The organism is Romboutsia sp. (assembly GCF_035470145.1).
Lineage (GTDB): Bacteria > Bacillota > Clostridia > Peptostreptococcales > Peptostreptococcaceae > Romboutsia_D.
The window spans coordinates 1-19,028 of the sequence record NZ_DATIRC010000122.1 but is presented as its reverse complement, the minus strand read 5'-3'; the positions used below and the strand labels follow the sequence as shown (position 1 = coordinate 19,028).

The 19,028-nt window shown below is 27.9% G+C and carries 19 protein-coding genes and 1 riboswitch; of the genes, 3 read left to right on the top strand and 16 right to left on the bottom strand.

Annotated elements, in window-relative coordinates; genetic code table 11:
- From ribD to VLM92_RS04850, 3 genes are all read right to left on the bottom strand, one after another.
- A complete protein-coding gene (gene ribD, locus VLM92_RS04860; protein ID WP_325275229.1) occupies window positions 1-1,095 on the bottom strand; it encodes a bifunctional diaminohydroxyphosphoribosylaminopyrimidine deaminase/5-amino-6-(5-phosphoribosylamino)uracil reductase RibD in 1,095 nt (364 codons plus the stop codon).
- 201 nt (window positions 1,096-1,296) lie between these two features.
- A riboswitch (FMN riboswitch) is annotated at window positions 1,297-1,412 on the bottom strand.
- Window positions 1,413-1,604: 192 nt separating this feature from the next.
- Window positions 1,605-2,609, bottom strand: a complete 1,005-nt coding sequence (locus tag VLM92_RS04855; protein ID WP_325275228.1) for a nucleoid-associated protein — start codon at window positions 2,607-2,609, stop codon at window positions 1,605-1,607.
- 19 nt (window positions 2,610-2,628) lie between these two features.
- Window positions 2,629-3,531: an RluA family pseudouridine synthase gene (locus VLM92_RS04850; protein WP_325275261.1), complete on the bottom strand. Its 903-nt coding sequence runs from the start codon at window positions 3,529-3,531 to the stop codon at window positions 2,629-2,631.
- 209 nt (window positions 3,532-3,740) lie between these two features.
- On the opposite strand from VLM92_RS04850, the gene VLM92_RS04845 reads away from it, so the two are divergent.
- Both VLM92_RS04845 and yfcE read left to right on the top strand, forming a co-directional pair.
- Window positions 3,741-4,541 (top strand): NAD(+)/NADH kinase, encoded by an 801-nt coding sequence (locus VLM92_RS04845; protein ID WP_325275227.1) that lies wholly within the window; start codon window positions 3,741-3,743, stop codon window positions 4,539-4,541.
- Between the two features lie 24 nt (window positions 4,542-4,565).
- Window positions 4,566-5,135 carry a phosphodiesterase gene (gene yfcE / locus VLM92_RS04840; protein WP_325275226.1) on the top strand — a complete coding sequence of 190 codons (570 nt, stop codon included), beginning with the start codon at window positions 4,566-4,568 and terminating at the stop codon, window positions 5,133-5,135.
- Between the two features lie 228 nt (window positions 5,136-5,363).
- On the opposite strand, the gene pepT is transcribed toward yfcE, so the two are convergent.
- The 4 genes from pepT to VLM92_RS04820 all read right to left on the bottom strand — a co-directional run bounded on the left by pepT (window position 5,364) and on the right by VLM92_RS04820 (window position 8,497).
- Window positions 5,364-6,587: a peptidase T gene (pepT, locus tag VLM92_RS04835; protein ID WP_325275225.1), complete on the bottom strand. Its 1,224-nt coding sequence runs from the start codon at window positions 6,585-6,587 to the stop codon at window positions 5,364-5,366.
- Between the two features lie 82 nt (window positions 6,588-6,669).
- Complete coding sequence (locus VLM92_RS04830; RefSeq protein WP_325275260.1) at window positions 6,670-6,987, bottom strand: AI-2E family transporter; 318 nt, start codon at window positions 6,985-6,987, stop codon at window positions 6,670-6,672.
- Window positions 6,988-7,004: 17 nt separating this feature from the next.
- A complete protein-coding gene (locus VLM92_RS04825) occupies window positions 7,005-7,166 on the bottom strand; it encodes a hypothetical protein (protein WP_325275224.1) in 162 nt (53 codons plus the stop codon).
- 80 nt (window positions 7,167-7,246) lie between these two features.
- Window positions 7,247-8,497 carry a hemolysin family protein gene (locus VLM92_RS04820; RefSeq protein ID WP_325275223.1) on the bottom strand — a complete coding sequence of 417 codons (1,251 nt, stop codon included), beginning with the start codon at window positions 8,495-8,497 and terminating at the stop codon, window positions 7,247-7,249.
- A 277-nt stretch (window positions 8,498-8,774) separates the two neighbouring features.
- Between VLM92_RS04820 and VLM92_RS04815 the strand changes: the two genes are divergently transcribed.
- The gene (locus tag VLM92_RS04815; RefSeq protein WP_325275222.1) at window positions 8,775-9,446 is read left to right on the top strand and encodes an NAD(P)/FAD-dependent oxidoreductase; all 672 of its coding nucleotides are present in this window, start codon (window positions 8,775-8,777) and stop codon (window positions 9,444-9,446) included.
- A 506-nt stretch (window positions 9,447-9,952) separates the two neighbouring features.
- On the opposite strand, the gene VLM92_RS04810 is transcribed toward VLM92_RS04815, so the two are convergent.
- From VLM92_RS04810 to VLM92_RS04770, 9 genes are all read right to left on the bottom strand, one after another.
- Window positions 9,953-13,480: an AAA family ATPase gene (locus tag VLM92_RS04810; protein WP_325275221.1), complete on the bottom strand. Its 3,528-nt coding sequence runs from the start codon at window positions 13,478-13,480 to the stop codon at window positions 9,953-9,955.
- Complete coding sequence (locus VLM92_RS04805; RefSeq protein WP_325275220.1) at window positions 13,467-14,681, bottom strand: metallophosphoesterase family protein; 1,215 nt, start codon at window positions 14,679-14,681, stop codon at window positions 13,467-13,469. Before VLM92_RS04805 ends, VLM92_RS04810 begins: the two co-directional genes overlap by 14 nt.
- Window positions 14,682-14,893: 212 nt before the next feature.
- On the bottom strand, window positions 14,894-15,019 hold the full coding sequence (locus VLM92_RS04800; protein ID WP_325275219.1) for a hypothetical protein: 126 nt from the start codon (window positions 15,017-15,019) through the stop codon (window positions 14,894-14,896).
- Window positions 15,020-15,194: 175 nt separating this feature from the next.
- Window positions 15,195-15,455 (bottom strand): YgjV family protein, encoded by a 261-nt coding sequence (locus tag VLM92_RS04795; protein ID WP_325275218.1) that lies wholly within the window; start codon window positions 15,453-15,455, stop codon window positions 15,195-15,197.
- Between the two features lie 58 nt (window positions 15,456-15,513).
- Complete coding sequence (fsa, locus tag VLM92_RS04790) at window positions 15,514-16,152, bottom strand: fructose-6-phosphate aldolase (protein WP_325275217.1); 639 nt, start codon at window positions 16,150-16,152, stop codon at window positions 15,514-15,516.
- A 14-nt stretch (window positions 16,153-16,166) separates the two neighbouring features.
- The gene (locus tag VLM92_RS04785) at window positions 16,167-16,568 is read right to left on the bottom strand and encodes a cytidine deaminase (protein WP_325275216.1); all 402 of its coding nucleotides are present in this window, start codon (window positions 16,566-16,568) and stop codon (window positions 16,167-16,169) included.
- Between the two features lie 51 nt (window positions 16,569-16,619).
- Complete coding sequence (locus VLM92_RS04780; protein WP_334309494.1) at window positions 16,620-17,552, bottom strand: transketolase family protein; 933 nt, start codon at window positions 17,550-17,552, stop codon at window positions 16,620-16,622.
- Entirely contained in the window at window positions 17,549-18,376 is an 828-nt protein-coding gene (locus tag VLM92_RS04775; RefSeq protein ID WP_325275214.1) for a transketolase, read from the bottom strand. The genes VLM92_RS04780 and VLM92_RS04775 overlap by 4 nt, the downstream gene beginning before the upstream one ends.
- Before the next feature lie 143 nt (window positions 18,377-18,519).
- The coding region (locus VLM92_RS04770; protein WP_325275213.1) for a nucleoside transporter C-terminal domain-containing protein at window positions 18,520-19,028 on the bottom strand (509 nt) is incomplete at its 5' end.

The window sequence follows — 19,028 nt, the reverse complement described above, 5'->3', positions numbered from 1 at the left end:
CTAATCATCTCCTTTTATGTATCCTTCAATTAATATATCTTCTCCTATAGTTTTTGAAGTTATGTCTTTTAATTTAAAAGCATCTTTTAAATGCCTTATTCCTTCTCCACCTACAGGAGTTTTTGAATCTGTACCTCCAATTATCTTAGGTGCTATATAAACTTGTATTTTATCTACTATCTTTTCATTAAGTGCTGAAAAATTCAGTGTAGAACCTCCCTCTAACAATATACTATCTATATTTAATTTGCCTAATTTGTCTATCATATCTTTAAGGTCTACTCTACCTTCTTTTTCATTTACAATTAAAACTTCTACTCCTTTATTTTCTAAGGTTTTAACTTTATCTTTGATAGCTTTATTTGTAGTTACAACAATACTTCTAGCTTCTTTTATATTTTGTATAACATTTGAATCAATTGGAATTCTCAAATTACTATCTACTATTATTCTTATTGGATTTTTACCATTTTCCAACCTAGCAGTTAACTTAGGATTATCTTTTATAACTGTATCTACTCCAACTAAAATCCCCATAACTATATTTCTTAGTTTGTGTACTTCTTTTCTAGACTCTTCACAACTTATCCATTTTGACTCACCTGAACTTGTAGCTATTTTACCATCTAAAGACATTGCAACTTTCATAATTACAAAAGGCTTTTTGTCTACTATATATTTCATAAATACTTCATTTAACTTTTTATTTTCATCATCTAAAACTCCAGTAACAACTTCAATCCCCGCATCTATAAGTTTTTTCACTCCATTTCCAGAAACTAATGGATTTGGGTCAAGTGATGCTATTACTACTTTTGATACATTACTTTCTATAATTTTCTCCACACATGGAGGCGTTTTTCCATAATGAGAACACGGTTCTAAAGTTACGTACATAGTTGAGCCTGATATATCTTCAGTTGCACTATTTATGGCATTCACCTCTGCATGATTTTGTCCATATTCTTGATGATAACCTTTACCAATAACCTTATTATCTTTTACAATAACCGCACCCACCATAGGGTTTGGGTTGACTTTACCATTTCCAATTTTCGCTAGTTCGAGTGCTAATTTCATATATGTTTTTTCCATATTAAACCTCTCCCATTTATCATCTTCTATTGGCAAAATATACAAAAATACCCTAAGTTTTTACTCAGGGCCTTTTATATTAAAATAAATTAGATAGTCTTAATAAATTATTAATTAAAAAAGCTCTGAAATATAAAAATATTTCAGAGCACATTAACTAAATTAATATATAAAAAATTATATAATTCATTTAAACGTTTATACTATCTTCTTCCTTCCAGACTTTACTGTCGGCTTCGGAATTTCACCGAATCATGCCATTAAGGCTCGCGGGCTTTACCGCCGGTAGGGAATTTCACCCTGCCCTGAAGATTTATTTGATTTTATATGTAAATAATATGCTATATATTTTCAATTGTCAATATATTAATTTATATTTCATTAATTCTCTTCTTTACAATGAGTATTTATAAGCATAATTAAATTTAAATTAAGTTTATCATATATGCTTTTTTTAGTTTTAAGCATCAAAAATGCACAAGAAATCAATTTATTCTTGTGCATTTTTATTATTTTTCTTCGTAAAATCTTACGTTCTTAATAGTTATATCTATAGTTCCATCAGGATTTTGTTTTACACTATACTTCATAGGATCTTCAAAATCATCTAAGTTTCCTTTTACATCAAATCCGTTGTCTGTTTTTATACTTCTTTTCTTAAGCTTCTTTTCTACCCACTTTTTATCTATATTAAATCCCTCATCTAACCCCTTATCTTCCATATGCTCTTTGAAACTTTCCTTTAAATTCTCATCTTTTATAGAGCTTTCAACAAAGTCATGTATATCTATTTCATGCTTTTCTTTTAATGTATAGTTTAATATACTTCTAACATCTTCAGCTTGTTTTATATCATCACTTAATGCATTAGTTATCCAATTTTCAGCAGAGTTTTTAAATACTTTAGTTTTATATTTATCATCATCTATTTTTTGCGCATTTAAAAACTCTGTTATAAATTTAGATTCACTTTCTTCTTTTTCTGCATCTTTATCTAAAAGTCTTAAATGGAACTCATCATTTATACCACTTATTCCTACTATCGCACATTGCTTTTGTCTTCCTGTTTCTGGTATACCTATTTCATTAGCAATCATTTGTATATTGAATTTATCATCTATAAATTCAATTGAATGAGTATATAATTTTTTGTAGTCTAATTTTAGTATAGCTACATATTTTTCATCTTTAACAGTATATAAACAAATAGCTAAATCACAAGAATCTATTTCTGCATTTATTTTCATAATTTCAAATAAATATGCTGCTATTTCCTTAGAGTTTTCTAAAAAAGTACTTTCATCGTATATCATTTGTTCGCAACAATTTTTTATTGTATTCTCATTATAGTTCTTAAAAACACCTTTTCTTAAATCATCATCTTTAGCAACTCTTTTTATAATTTTTTGGAAGAATTTATCCACTTCTGGATTTATTTTACCTTCATAATCATTTAATATTGGTACATCACTATTCTTATCTAGTACATGTATTATAAACTTATGCATTATCATAAACTTCACCTCTAATTAATTATTTTAATTTTTCTATTAAATCTTGTATATCCTTTGGCAAATTAGCTTTAAATTCTAATTTTTCTTTAGTTCTAGGCTGTTCAAAGGATAAACTATATGCATGAAGAGCTTGTCTATTTATAAGATTTTCATCAACATATCCATATAACTCATCACCTATTATACCATGACCTATATAATCCATATGAACTCTTATCTGATGCGTTCTTCCTGTTTCAAGTTTTACTTCTAAAACTGTTGCATCATTTAATCGCTCTAATACCTTATAGTGAGTTACTGAAGCTTGACCTCTTTCATCAACAACTCTTTTTATACTATCTTCAGTAGGTCTGTATATCGGTTGATTTATAGTACCATAATCATCCTTAACAATTCCTTTAACTACTGTTATATATTTCTTTTCTACCTTATCTTCACTCATATCTCTCGATAAAGTATGATGAGCATAAGCATTCTTTGCTATTATGACAAGACCTGATGTATTCATATCTAATCTATTTACAAATCTAACCTTGACCTTTTCATTTTTTTTAATAATATAATCCGTTATTCCATTGGCTATTGTATTATCACTGTGACTTTTAGTTGGATGAACTACCATAAATGGAGGTTTATTTACCATTATTATATCGAAATCATCATATAATACTTCTAGATTTAAACTTTGTGGTTCAAAGTTAGCCATATCTTCTTCTATTTTAACTTCTATTAAGTCTCCATCTTTTATTTTAGTACTAGGCTTTTTAAATTCTCCATTAACTAACACACTTTGCTCTCTTTTCATCTTTGATAAAGATCTTACTGAGAAATTTAATTTATCTAATAGTATTTCTTTTAATGTTGAATCCTCATCACTTGTATATGATATAAGGTTATATTTTTGACTTTCTTTTTTAAACAAGTCTGCACCTACTTTCTTCTGCAATATTAACATTATCTATTTTATACTATTTTTTAATAATAGATAAGGATTTTTTATATTTAACTAATGATTAATCATAGTATTTACTGTTTTATCTATAAATTCTACATTTAGTGCGTTTACTTTTAATTAAATATCAATAGTTTTGCTAAATTATGCTATAATACAAAGTATAAAGGGGTGGAAAAATGAGAAGAATTATAACTATAAATTCAAACCAAGTAAGTAAGTCTATTGAGACTAAAAAACTACTAACTGAGAAACTAATAAATATGGGATTTGAAGTAAGCTATGATTTCCATCCAGATACAGAACTTGTTATATCAATAGGTGGCGATGGTTCTTTTTTAAAGACTATTCACGATTTTGATTTTCCTGAAGTACCTGTTGTTGGAATAAATACAGGACACCTTGGTTTTTTCCCAGAAATTTCTCCCGATAATATAGATAAGTTTATTGATACTTATCTAAAAAAAGATTATTTTATTCAAGATATCTCTCTTGTGCAAGCTAGTGTTTGTACTAATAAACACTGCTTTGACATGTTTGCTATAAATGAAGTAGTAATAAAAGGTGATAAATCTAGAACTATACATATTAATTTAAAGGTAAATGATAAACATATTCAAAATTTTTGTGGTGATGGCATGCTAGTATCTACACCTACAGGTTCCACAGCTTATAATTATGCAGCTGGAGGAAGTATTGTTGATCCAAGTTTAAATCTTATGCAACTTACTCCTCTTCACCCTATAAACACAAATGCTTATAGAAGTTTTACTTCTAGTATAATTTTTTCTAATGATTCAATAATAAAGATTACACCTGAATATAGATTTGAAGATTCTATATTAGTAGTTATCGATGGAGTTGAACATAGATATAGTCAAATATCTTATATTAAAATATTTGTATCTGACGTTAAAATAAAATTACTTAGAATGGCAGACCACGAATTTTGGAGTAGAGTTTCTGAAAAATTTTTATAATACATACTTAGGAGGAATTGAAATATGAAAATAGGTGTAATGAGTGATACTCATGGAAGTTTACTTTATTTTGAAAAAGCATTAAATATATTATCTGAGTGTGATGTTATTTTACATGGTGGAGATGTACTATACCATGGACCTAGAAATGATATACCTAAAGGATACAATCCAAAGGGTCTTATTTCAAAAATAAATGAAGTTCATAATATACTTATAGCTAGAGGTAATTGTGATGCTGATGTAGACCAGATGGTTATAAACCATCCAATTCAAAGTCCTTATGTTATGAGCCAGTTTGGTGAAGTTAGAATCGTTATGACTCATGGATATGCTGATTCTAAGGATGACACTGTAAGAAATGCTAAAAATATGGGTGCTGATATACTTATACTTGGTCATACTCATGTTAAAGAATTATATTGTGATGAAAATTTAGTAGTTTTAAATCCAGGAAGTACTTCTATTCCAAAGGATGGAACTCACTCTGTAGCTATTGTCAATGTAGTTCAATCTGAAGATGAACTTGACATGAACTTTGATTTAATAGATATAAATACTGGGGAAATTATATCTATTAATAGCGAAGATTAATAATACAGTTTAGTTATAATAGTTCTTTATTATTAACTATATTAAATTTTATTGCTTATAGTAAAAGCACTATGTAATTGTCTACATAGTGCTTTTTATTATTGCAAATTTTTATATATATTTTTTTAAGTATTTTAGTTGCTAATATTAATTCATATATTCCTAATTCTCAAACAGATATAAATATAGCATCTATACTAATACCATTCTTTTGTGTTATATCACAATTTATCTTTGTGCATATTTTTCTGCTATTTTAACTATAAGTTGAGTACATTTTTCCATAGCTACTACTGGTATACATTCATTTTTACTGTGGAAGTTAAGCCCTCCAGTAAATATGTTTGGACAAGGTAATCCCATAAATGATAATCTAGCTCCATCAGTCCCACCTCTTATAGGTATTATTAATGGATTTATATCTAAGTCTTTCATAGCTTCTTCAGCTATGTCAACTACAAATTTAACTGGCTCTACTTGTTCTCTCATATTGTAGTATTGATCTTTTAAATCTAAAGTTATTCTTCCATCATATTTTTCATTCATTTTAGCTATAGTAGCTTGCATAAATTCTTTTCTTTCTTCAAACTTAGCTTTATCATGGTCTCTTATTATATAAACCATACTTGCACTTTCGACATTTCCATTTATATCATTTAAATGATAGAAACCTTCATATTCTTCAGTAGTTTCAGGTCTTTCGCTAGCAGGTAACATTTCTGATACCTCTGCTGCTATATGTAGGGCATTAACTAATTTATTTTTAGCGCTACCTGGGTGTACATTTCTTCCTTGTATAGTTATAGTAGCTGCAGCTGCATTGAAGTTTTCATATTGAAGTTCACCCATTATACCGCCATCTATAGTGTATGCATATTTAGCTCCAAAATTATCAACCTTAAATAAGTCTGCTCCTCTTCCTATTTCTTCATCTGGAGTAAATCCTATTTTTATATCACCATGCTTTATTTCTGGATGATTTATTAAATATTCCATAGCTGTAACGATTTCCGCAATACCAGCTTTATCATCTGCTCCTAATAATGTAGTACCATCTGTAACTATTAAATCTTCACCTGCAAATTTTGCAAGTTCAGGATAATCTGTTACCTTAGTAACTATATTTAATTCTTCATTTAATACAATATCTTTTCCATCATAATTTTCAACTATTCTAGGCTTAACATCTTTCCCTGTAACATCTGGTGCTGTATCTAAGTGAGCTATAAATCCTATTGTTTCTACTCCCTCAGTATTTCCTTTTAATGTAGCCATAACATAGCTATTTTCATCTACATTTGCATCACTTAATCCTAGTCCTTTTAATTCTTCTACTAGATAATTAGCAAATACTCTTTGACCTTCAGTCGATGGACAATTTTCATTTTTAGGATCTGCAGTTGTATCAAATGTAACGTATTTTAAAAATCTTTCTAACACTTTTTCTCTCATGTTTTTATCCTTCTTTCTTTTGTTATATTGATTAGTAAATGATATATACATTTAAGTAATTCCATTATATTACAAAATGATACTAAAGTATATCTACCTTTTTTAATATTTGATGCATCATAACTAATCCTAGGCAAAAAATAATACCTATTATACCCTTTACCTGTATTCCAATAGATATAGCGCCTAAAGCCACTAATAGACTAAGTCCTATGTTTACCGATACTAATTTGTGCTCTAATATTTGTCTAAGTAATGATAAAAGTACAAAAACTATTCCTATTGATATAAATAAAAAATAATTTTCTACTATCCAATAGTAAATTATTGCAGGTACATATATCACAGTTATTCCTAAAAATGGAATTAAGTCTAATATTGCTGCAACAAACCCTAGAATTGTTCCATAAGGAACATCTAAAATACTAAAGCTAAAACCGCTGCTACTGCTAAAAAGCTTAAAATTAACGTTGATACACCTTTATTTATCCTAAACTTCACTTTAAGTTTTTGAGATATAAGGCTGATTATAAATGCTATCATACCACCTATAAAAAAACTTCTATCTAGTACAGACATATTATCACTCCATTTAAGTATATTTTATCATTATTACCATTTTATACAAAATAAAACACTGCTTATAGCAGTGTTTTATCTTAAGTAAAAATTCTTATTTTCTTTATTCTATTTTTATCTAAACTTTCTATACAAAATCTTATATTATTAACTTCAATGACTTCATTTTCTTCAGGTAATCTTCTTAAATGCCCTATTATAAATCCACCTATAGAATCAAATTCTTCTGATTCTAATTTAACCCCTATAAACTCATTTACATCACTAATTTTGATGCTACCCTCAACAACATATTCATCTTCTTTTATTATTATAATATCCTCTTCTTCTTCATCAAACTCATCTTCTATATCTCCAACTATTACCTCTACTAAATCCTCTATAGTTATTAAACCAGCTGTTCCCCCATACTCATCTACGACTATAGCCATTTGACTTTTTTCAATTTTCATTTCTTCAAGAAGTTGGGTAATTTTCTTAAATTCATATGTGAAGAATGGATCTCTTATATAATTTTTAATGTCAAATTTAGAAATTTCTTCATTATTTAAAAATATTATATCTTTTATATTAAGTATACCTATAATATCATCTATCGAATCATTATATACTGGCATTCTACTCAATTTCTCATTTTTAAACATTTCTATAATTTGTTCATAGCAATCTTCTGAATTTATAGCTATCATATCTAATCTTTGTACCATAGCTTCTTTGGCTTGCATATCTCCAAATTGGAATACATTATTTATTATTTGTCTTTCTTCTATTTCAAGTACCCCTTCTTCATGACTTACATTAACCATAGTTTTTAATTCTTCTTCAGTTATATATGGTTGAACTCCTTTACTTTGGATTCCAAACAGTTTAAATATTACATTTGTAACTATATTGAATATCCATACTATAGGTGCTACTATAAATATAATCAATTTAATTGGTTTAGATACTAAAATAGCTATTTTTTCTGAATTATTAGCTGCTATAGTTTTTGGAGTTATTTCTCCAAATATTAATACTAACACAGTCATGACAGCTGTTGCAATAGGTACTCCTTGTGCTCCCATTAAAGTTATGAATAATGATGTAGATATAGATGTTGCTGCTATATTTACAACGTTATTCCCAACTAATATTGAGCTTAATAGTTTATTGGGATCTTCTATTAAATTACTTACCAGTTTAGCTCCCTTTATTCCTTCTTCTTTCATGTACCTTATTCTTATCTTACTTAGTGACATTAATGCTGTCTCAGATGCTGAGAAAAACCCTGAACCTATAAGCAATATCACTAAAATTATAATTTGAATCAAACTACTGGCCGATTCCAACCTTTACCACACTCCTAGTTTTATGTTTTTTATGTTAATATATTATAGCACATTTAAGTATAATTAGGAAATAATACAAATCACTGATAAGTTAAGATTCTTAAAATATTATTCCCTAATAACTATGATAAATATTTACTTCTTTACATGTCATATATAGGATAAATTACTTAGCTTATATATACATATATGTATATATATTTATGATTATTATTTAGTTAATAAAAATTTTAATATATCCATATACTAATACAAAATGTAAATGGAGGTATTTTTTATGAATGATTTACTAGATAAAGGAGCTGTTCTTCAAAGAGATAAAGAAACTTATGCTATAGCACCACATATTCCTGCTGGGTTAATAACATCAGACCAGCTCAGAAAACTTGCCGATGTTGCTGATAAATATAAAGTAGCAGCAATAAAAATTACAGCAGCACAACGTATCGCATTGGTAGGTTTAAAGGAAGATGACATAGATAAGGCTTGGGGTGATTTAGGAATGTCTCCTGGTGCTGCAATAGGTTTATGTGTCAGAAGTATAAAAACTTGTCCAGGTACAGCATTTTGTAAAAGAGGTTTTAGAGACTCTGTATCTATAGGGCTAAAACTTGATGATAGATATCATGGCATGAACCTTCCTAATAAGTTAAAAATTGGTGTAAGTGGGTGTGTTAATAGCTGTTCTGATAATCATACTCGTGATATAGGATTGATGGGTATGCCTAAAGGATGGGCTGTATTTGTAGGTGGAAAAGGTGGAACAATGCCTAGACTCGGAGATAAATTAATTATAAATGTTCCCGATGATAAGGTTTTAGATTTAGTTGATGAAATAGTAACTTTATATTCAAAAAATGCAACTGGAAAAGAACGTTTAGGTTCTTACATAGATAGAATTGGGTTTGATGAATTTAAATCTAGGATAAATTTAGACAAATATAACTAATAAGTATCAATAAAATATTTTTTTATAAACTTTAAAATATTTTTTATTATAATGTGTCACTTTTTGCAGTTAATGCATATGTTATATTAAGAGAAGCTTAAAAAGTAATCAGTAGTTTCTCTTAAAAAATAATATGAATATCAAAACTCCTGTTAGTATTTTAATTAATGATCGGATATAAAAAATTTCTTTCCCCCCAAAAAAATATTCTTAGCCACCTATTCTTCCCCCCCCTTGTTTAGGTGGCTTTTTTTATGAAAATAATAAATTTTTATTAACTAAAATTTATGTTACATGTATATAAAACAAATTTTAGTTAATAATTATAAATGAGAGCGGAAATTATATATCTCTCCCCCTAATAAGTATATATATGACGTCTACGAACTCCCCCTCGTAGACGTCACTTTTTTTGTATAATAAAAAAGCTTTATATCTGCTTATTTTCGGCAAACATAAAGCTTTAAAACTAATTTTATAATTTGTTTAAAAATACCAAATTATCCTTAACTATACTCTATTTTGATCTTAGATCCTGTTCCAGCTTCACTTGGCGATACCACTAACTTAATAGGAACCCTATTTTTAAGATCTTCAACATGACTTATTATTCCTACACTTAGCTTATCACTGTGTAATCTTTCTAGCGATTGCATAACAACTTCTAATAGTTCGTTATCAAGTGATCCAAATCCTTCATCTAAGAAAAAGAATTCTAATGGTGCACTTCCTTTTAATTGTATTTGAGATGATAATGCTAAGGCTAAAGATAATGAAGTTAAGAAAGTCTCTCCTCCAGATAAGGTATCTACACTTCTTCTTTGTCCTCCATTAAAATTATCTCTCATTACAAAGTTTAATGTAGAGTCTATTTCTAAAGCATATCTTCCTTTAGTTATGTCTTCTAATCGTTTTGATGCTTCTAATGCTATATATTTTAGTTGATTCGTTGCAACATATTCTACAAATCTATTTCCTTGAACTATCTTGTCTAAATCTTCTAATAAATCTACTTGATGTTGAACCAACTTAAATTCTTTATTTAACTCTTTGACCTTAGCTAATGATTCTTGTAGTGTGTTTAATATATTTTGTTTAGCCCCGATATCTTTTGCTATACGACCTACCTCTACTCTTAAATTGTATATACTATTCTTTAATTCTTCAAAGTCTTCTGGTTTAATCTTTCTTCCAAATAAATTTTCCTTTAATTCCTCAATTTTTAGTGTTAATATTTTTTGTTCTTCTTCATACTCAATTATTTCATCATGAAGTCTTCTAGTATGATCTAGCTCTAATAATGCTCTTTTTACAGAATATATATTATCAAATTTATAATCTATAAGTAATTGGTTTAATGTTTCTGATTGAATTTTGTATTGTTCTTTAGCAATTTTTAATCTACCATCAACATTTGATTTTTCAGCACTATATTTATCACATTCTATTCTTTGTTCTTCTAGATTTTTCTTACTTGTTTCTTCTTGAGTTATTAACTTATTTATAGTTATTTCTAAATTTTCTAAAAGTACTTTTGATAGTTCTCCTTTTGTTATTGCTATAATATCACTGTATTTTTCTTCTCTTACCTTTCTTTTTTCACTATATACTTCTCTTGCTATATTTAAATCTACTTCAGTTTTATGTAGATTATTTTGGTAATTTTTAATTTCTTCTTCTATTTTTTCTTTACTTTGAGCTACCTTTAAATGCTCATCATTTAATTCTTCTATAAGCTTTTCATTTTTATTTATTTCATATACTTTGCTACTTAAGTCTTGTATTTTTACTATAGTTTTAAGACCTACATATTCATCTTTTACTTTTTTAAATTTACTTTCTATTACCTCTAATTCTTCTTTAATTTCTTTAGATGATTTCTTGTATGTATTTATACTTTCTTGTAATTTTAATTCTTCTTTTTCTATTAAATTTTTTTCTTCTCTTAATTTATTAAGTTTTAATTCTGTTTCTTCTTTATCTTGTTGCCATCTTTGTACACTATTTTTTAATGCTTCTAATTTTCTACTTTCATCATCTAGCTTTTTAGATAACTCACTTGAGTTAATCTCTCCTATCTTAGATTTTAATTCTTGCATTTCCTTCATTTTTATCTTTTCTGCAGAAGTATATTCACTATTATACCCACTTAGTTCATCTATCTTATTTTTTATAGAGGATTCTTCTTGCTTTAATTTTTCTAACTTAGATTTAGTAAATGCTATTTTTTCATCATTATTTCCTTCTTCTAAGTTTTCATGGTGCCTAGACCCACAAACTGGGCAAGGCATGTTTTCTCTTAGTTCTTTTCTAAGTTCTGATGCTAGATTTAAATATCTTAACTTATCTACTTCTTTTTCTAAGTCTCCTATATTTCTTCTAGTGCTTTCTAATTTATCATTTAATACATTTATTTCTCTTTCAATATGATGTTTATTCTCTAAAATACCATTTAATTCTACTTGTAATTTGTTCTTTTTATCTTCATTTTCCTTTACAATATCTAATTTTAATCTTAATCCAGTTATATGCTCAGTTTTGCTTACTATATCATCATTTTCTCCAGGAGATTTTTTTAGTAAACCATCTTGATGTATTTCTATTTCATTTAGCTTGCTATCTATTACACTTTTATCTCTTTGTATATATTTTATTTTTAAGTTTACTTCTTCTAGGTTTTTAGATAACTCATTTAATCTATCACCTTTTACAGTTTTCTCTTCTAACAGTTTGTTGTATTCTTTTTCATATTCGTAGGCCAAGAATATCTTTTGTTTTAAATCAGCTCCAATTTTTAGTTTATTTATATTATTTTCTAAATCTTTTATTGATTTTAAAATTATTTCTCTCTTAGATTCTAAATCATTTTTAGTTTTTTCTAAAACTTCTTTTTCTTTTCCTAAATTAATACCATTTTCTTTAATTTCTTTTAATTCTTTATCTATAGATATTAATTCTTCTTCTAATTGTGATGCTCTTTGAAGCTTTGTTTTTTCCTCACTTAATTTTGGCATCTTCTCATTTTTTAATAAATATAATTCTTCATATTTATTTTTAGTTATTAAGAATTCTTTATTTAAAATATCTAATTTTTTCTCTAAAGTCTCACTATTAGAAGTATCTTCATTTATTTTCTTTTCAAGGTTTTGAACTCCTAATATATGAGGATTTATTTTTTCTGCATTATTAGCATTTTCTAATTGTGCACCTTTATCTCTTATTTCTTGACTTTTTAAGTCTAATTCTTTTTTTCTTTTTTCATAAGTTTCTTTCTTTATTTGTTTTTCATAAATCTCTTTACTTTCCGTATATGTTTTTTGGGCTAATTCAAAATCTTTATTTGTTTGTATTTCTAATTTTTTTAATTCTTCTAGCTCTTTCTCTACATCTTTATAAACGTCTTCATTTACTCCATTGTACTGACTAAGTTTTGCATTTATATCTCTTAGATTTTGTAATTGAGTGTTTTTTCTTTTTCTTACTTTATCAATTAATCCCCTTCCATATTTTTCAAGGTTAAATATTCTCTCTAGCATATCTCGTCTTTCTGAGCCTGTTAATTTCAAGAAATCATTAAACTTCCCTTGTGGAAGTACCACTGACCTTGTAAAGTCATTTGCTGTTAATCCAACAATTTGTGCTACTTTTGTATTTACATCCCCTACTTTATCAGCAAGTACAGATTCTGTACCATCATTATTTATTTCCACTAATCTTGCATATGAAGTCTTAGTACCTGTATTAGTTCTAACTATAGTTCTATCAACTTTATATTTTCTTTTAGTGTTTTTACTTCCTATTTCAAATTCATATGAAATGATAGCTTTATCACAACTACTATTTATAAATTCCTTTGTATTTCTTGATATATTTCCATACATAGCAATAGTAATAGCATCAAGTATAGTAGATTTACCACTTCCTGTATTTCCAAATATACCAAACAATCCTCTATCAGTTAATTTTTCAAAGTCTACACTTGCTTTGTCTATATAACTATTTAATCCACTTAATTCTAATTTAATTGGTCTCATCTTCAGTCTCACCTTCTTCATTTATTATATCTAAAAATAAGTCCATAAGCTCTCCCTTAGGTTCCAATCCTCTACTAAATGAATAAAATTCTTTAAACATTTCTGCCATGGATTTATCCTTCATATCTATATGGTCATGTTCATATTGTGATGTTATTATAGGCTTTATTTCTATAATATCTTTTAAAATATCTTTCATCTTCTTTATATTTGATTGAGATATTACTTCCTCTGTTTTTATTTCGAAATAAGACCATATATCACGTTCTTTATTTTCTTCACATATTTGTAGTGCTTCTTCTATTCCATTACATTTAAATACTTCTATTGGTTTATAATTATTAAAATAAATTTCTTCTATCTTAGCTTTTTTATCTGCTTTGACATCTACTATATACGCACCTTTTGTATATGCTCTTTCATCTTTACTATATTGTAGCGGTGAGCCTGAATAATAAGCATTTAATCTTTGAGATGCTTTTTGTGGTTTATGTAAATGACCAAGTGCTATGTATTGAGCTTTACTTGGTAAGTGTTTCTTTTCTACTAATAAACTTCCACCTAATTCTATTGGTCTTTCTGAATCTGTACTTTCTCCACCTGTTACAAAAAGATGAGATACTGCTATATTTATAGAATCCTTTTCAAAGTTTGATTCTAGTTCAGTAAATATTTCTCCTATTTTTTGTGAGTATGTTTGCTGTCTTTCTTTATCCTCATTATTTTGTAGTATTACTTCATTAAGTCTTTTTTCACTTGGATATGGTAAAGTTATTACTACTATTTTTTCATCATTTATTTTTAACTTCACACAACCTTCTTTAGCTTCTATTATTTCAAATCCATTATACTTCGCTACTTCTGATTTACTTAATGGATTTCCAAGTATTATTATTCCTTGTTCATGTGCTAGTGGGGTTGCTGCTGATAACCGCTCAGGATTATCGTGGTTACCACTAATTATAAGAATACATCTTTGTCCATTATTTGCAAGTTTTGAAACTGTTTTATAAAATAATTTTTCAGCTACTGCTGGTGGGTTTGATGTATCGTATATATCTCCAGCAATTATTACCATATCTATATTATTTTCATTTACTATATTTATAAAGTCTTCACAAAACTTTATTTGCTCTTCTATTCTAGATTGACCTTCGAGAGTTTTTCCTAGATGCCAATCTGATGTATGAATAAATCTCATTGCTACCTCCATATTTTACAATCTTATTTATACACTAAACTTTATTTATTATAAGTTCTAAAAAATAATCTACATTGCTTTGATAAATCCTCCTTATCTTTATGATGGAAGAATTTTGTATAAATTTAACATATTATTGATAACTTGATTATATCACAAAAGGAAGATGTCTAAACATCTTCCTTTGATTCTAATACTATCGGTGTATTATACTATTTTATTCGATATTTTACCTTTACACATACATCAGCCATTTCTGTTATTTCATTGTTATGTGTTATCATTATTAAGTTTATAACTTTTTCTGTAGAATTAAATATTAATATACTCGTAATCATATTGATAGCTTTATACAATATAATCACTATAGAATATATCGTATAAAATTCATATAAAAAATGGGTTGATGTACTTATAGGTTATAATCAGTATTTACAAAAATAAAAGAGTGTAGACTTTATCTACACCCTCAGAAAACTAATCATTATAGTTTTTATTTATTTTAGGATAATCTTATTTTGAGACAACCCCTTTTGATAGTTTACATTTATTGCTACTTTGAAGTTTATATAGATTATATATATTAATTAAAACAATTATACCGTTAGCTAAAGCCACTGGATAAGCTCCTAAATATAATCCATATATAACAAATAATAAACATCCTATAGAGTTGATTATTCTAAGTCTTACAATATTTGTCATTGTTAGTGATATTGCAACAGAAATAGATGCTGCATATCCTACCCATTCAATTGGTGCTACATTAAACATGATACAATTTCTCCTTTTTTATATTTGTCGTTTAATATTTTATTATATCATTAAAATTTTATTTTGCATTATAATCTGCTAAAAATTTCTCTATTCCTATATCAGTAAGAGGGTGTTTAGCCATTTGTTTTAATACTCCAAATGGTATTGTTGCTATATCTGATCCAGCTAATGCACATTCAGATACATGTATAGGATTTCTTATACTTGCTGATATTATTTCTGTTGATATATTATGCATTTTAAATATATTAGATATCTCATTTATTAATTCTATTCCTCTAGTACCTATATCATCAACTCTTCCTACAAAAGGACTAACATATGTAGCCCCAGCTTTTGCTGCTAATAATGCTTGTTGAGATGAGAATATTAAAGTTACATTAGTTTTTATCCCTTTATCAGATAATACCTTAACTGCCTTTAATCCTTCTATACACATAGGTATTTTTATAACTATATTTTTATGCAATTTAACTAATTCCATAGCTTCTTCAACCATTTTATCAGCTTCTAAGCTTATTACCTCTGCACTTATTGGTCCATCTACTACCCCACATATTTCATTTATAACTTCTTGTAAATCTCTACCTTCTTTAGCTATAAGTGATGGATTTGTAGTTACTCCATCTATTATTCCCCAGCTATTAGCTTCTACTATTTCACTTACATTTGCTGTATCTATAAATATTTTCATATATTTTCTTCTCCCTATATTAAGTCTGCACTCGTAAATGAATACGGTAATAAATCTTTTATTTTAAATTCTTTTATATCTCCTTTAGAGTAACCTAGTATTACTTTTATATCTAATCCAAATTCAGCTATTACCTGTCTGCATATACCGCAAGGAGCTGTTATTTCATTTTTTTCTGAATTGTCGCTAGCTATAGCTATTGCATATATATCCTTATCACCTTCAGATACAGCTTTAAATATAGCTGTTCTTTCTGCACAATTAGTTCCTCCAAAAGATGCACATTCTACATTGCACCCAGTATAGATTTTCCCTGATTTAGTAATTACTGCTGCGCCAACATGAAAATTAGAATATGGAACATATGCATTTTCTCTAGCTTTTTCCGCTAATTCTAATAACTCTTTATTATTCATAAATATATCTCCTCTTCTTTGTATAATGTGCATCTTACAGTATTTAAACTTTTATTTTTCTAGGTTTCTTTTTATAAGGTTAACTATATTTTCGCTTGTTAATCCATGCTTTTCTAATAATTCTTGTGGAGTTGCAGATTCACCAAACACATCATTTACTCCTAACTTAACAACTTTTGTAGGAACAGTTTCAGATGTAACACCTGCAACTATTTGACCTAGTCCTCCTATAACAGAGTGTTCTTCACAAGTTAGTATGAATTTTGTTTCCTCTGCTGCTTTTTGTATTATTTCTCTATCTATAGGCTTTATAGTAGGCATGTGTATAAGTCTTACATCAATTCCCTCTTCTTTTAGAGTTTCGCAAGCTTGTTTTGCCATGGCTGTCATAAGTCCTGTAGATATTATAGTACAATCCTTACCTTCTTTTATGCATACACCTTTTCCATATTCAAACTTATAATCATCACCAAATATATCTTCGCTATTTAGTCTTCCAAGTCTTATATATACAGGTCCTATATGTTTAGCTGCATACTTTATTATCTCATTAGTTTCTTTAGCATCTGCGGGTACTAATACGCTCATATTAGGAAGAGAGTTCATTATAGCTATATCTTCTATAGATTGGTGAGATCCACCATCTTCTCCTACTGTTATACCTGCATGAGTTGCTGCTATTTTTACATTTGCCTTTGGATAACATATTGAGTTTCTTATTATTTCAAAAGCTCTTCCTGATGCAAAAACTGCAAAAGTACTAGCAAATGGTATTTTACCATATCTGGAAAGTCCTGCACTCATACCTAAAAGATTTTGTTCTGCTATACCAGCATTTATAAATCTGTTTGGATAAGCTTTCGCAAAATCTGCTGTTTTCGTAGATTTTGAAAGGTCAGCATCTAATACTACTATATCTTCATTTAATGCTCCTAATTCTACTAATGCTTTTCCATATGCCTCACGTGTAGCTAATCCCATTATAAGTACCCCTTTCTCATCTCTTCTAACTCATTTATTGCTAAATCTCTTTGCTCGCTATTTGGTGCAGTTCCATGCCATCCTGCATTATTTTCCATAAAAGATACACCTTTACCTTTTACAGTTTCTGCTATTATAACTGTTGGTTTTTTATGTTCATTTTTTGCACTTTGTAATGCTTCTTCTATTTGTTTGAAGTCATGTCCATCTATACTTACTACATTCCATCCAAAACTTTCAAATTTTTTATTTAAAGGTTTTATTCCCATTACATCTTCATTATTTCCGTCTATTTGTAACTTATTATAATCTATAAATGCTACTAAGTTACTCAATTTATAGTGAGCTGCACTCATAACAGCTTCCCAAACTAACCCCTCTTGTAGCTCTCCATCTCCTAAAAGTGTATATACTCTAGAATCAGAGTTATCTATTTTAGCACCTAATGCTAGTCCTACTGCATTTGATATACCTTGTCCTAAAGACCCCGTAGATATATCTACTGATTTTATTTTTTTACTATCAGGATGTCCTTGTAACTTAGAACCTAATGTCCTTAAAGTCATAAGTTCTTCTTGAGGTATAAATCCTTTTTCACTTAATGTTGCATATAAAACTGGTGCTGCATGACCTTTACTAAGTACAAAATAGTCCCTTTCTTTGCTATCTAAATTACTTTCATTTATATTCATTTCTTTAAAATACAAATACGTAAGTATTTCAACAGCTGATAAAGATCCACCTGGATGACCTGATTTTGACTTTGTTATCATTTCTACTATATTTTTTCTTATATTTATAGCATGATTTTTTAATTGATTATGCATATAATTTATCCTTTCCTGATTTAAAATTTGCTTTTTTATTATAACTCCATATAAATAACTTTACTCACATATTTCTTAGATATCCTAATCCACATGTGAGCAAAATCATTTTAAATTTAATTACTATTTAGGATAAGTGTTAATTATATAGCCATTATTAATCCTACTATTAAAGCACTTAATAAACTTACACAGAATCCACCCATCATTCCTCTGAATGCTAGTTTTGATAACACACCTTTTTTTTCTGGGCAGAATACTGATATACCTGATATACATATACCCATACTAGCTATGTTTGCAAATCCTGCTAAAGATATTGACATCATTAGTCCTGTTCTATAATCTAAAGTATTTAATATTTGACCTAATTGACCGAAAGCAACAAATTCATTTAATATTAACTTACTTCCAAGTAATTGACCTGCAGTAAATACATCTTCCTTTGCTAGACCCATTAAGAATCCTATAGGTGCAAATACATATGATAAAATTTGTTCTAACGATAGTCCAACTACTCCTAATACACCATTAACTAAAGCAACTAAAGATATTATAGCAATTAGCGATGCTCCTATACCTAAAGCCATTTGAAGACCATCATTAGCTCCTTGAGATATTGCAGATATAAGGTTTGCATTATCACCTTTAT

Bases quoted from the DNA above. Each gene is read 5' to 3' on its own strand.
- pepT (WP_325275225.1), bottom strand. From the start codon at position 6,587: ATGAGAGAAAAAGTGTTAGAAAGATTTTTAAAATACGTTACATTTGAT.
- VLM92_RS04825 (WP_325275224.1), bottom strand. From the start codon at position 7,166: ATGTCTGTACTAGATAGAAGTTTTTTTATAGGTGGTATGATAGCATTT.
- ribD (WP_325275229.1), bottom strand. From the start codon at position 1,095: ATGGAAAAAACATATATGAAATTAGCACTCGAACTAGCGAAAATTGGA.
- VLM92_RS04855 (WP_325275228.1), bottom strand. From the start codon at position 2,609: ATGATAATGCATAAGTTTATAATACATGTACTAGATAAGAATAGTGAT.
- yfcE (WP_325275226.1), top strand. From the start codon at position 4,566: ATGAAAATAGGTGTAATGAGTGATACTCATGGAAGTTTACTTTATTTT.
- VLM92_RS04800 (WP_325275219.1), bottom strand. From the start codon at position 15,019: ATGATTACGAGTATATTAATATTTAATTCTACAGAAAAAGTTATAAAC.
- VLM92_RS04805 (WP_325275220.1), bottom strand. From the start codon at position 14,681: ATGAGATTTATTCATACATCAGATTGGCATCTAGGAAAAACTCTCGAA.
- VLM92_RS04810 (WP_325275221.1), bottom strand. From the start codon at position 13,480: ATGAGACCAATTAAATTAGAATTAAGTGGATTAAATAGTTATATAGAC.
- VLM92_RS04795 (WP_325275218.1), bottom strand. From the start codon at position 15,455: ATGTTTAATGTAGCACCAATTGAATGGGTAGGATATGCAGCATCTATT.
- fsa (WP_325275217.1), bottom strand. From the start codon at position 16,152: ATGAAAATATTTATAGATACAGCAAATGTAAGTGAAATAGTAGAAGCT.
- VLM92_RS04815 (WP_325275222.1), top strand. From the start codon at position 8,775: ATGAATGATTTACTAGATAAAGGAGCTGTTCTTCAAAGAGATAAAGAA.
- VLM92_RS04785 (WP_325275216.1), bottom strand. From the start codon at position 16,568: ATGAATAATAAAGAGTTATTAGAATTAGCGGAAAAAGCTAGAGAAAAT.
- VLM92_RS04845 (WP_325275227.1), top strand. From the start codon at position 3,741: ATGAGAAGAATTATAACTATAAATTCAAACCAAGTAAGTAAGTCTATT.
- VLM92_RS04775 (WP_325275214.1), bottom strand. From the start codon at position 18,376: ATGCATAATCAATTAAAAAATCATGCTATAAATATAAGAAAAAATATA.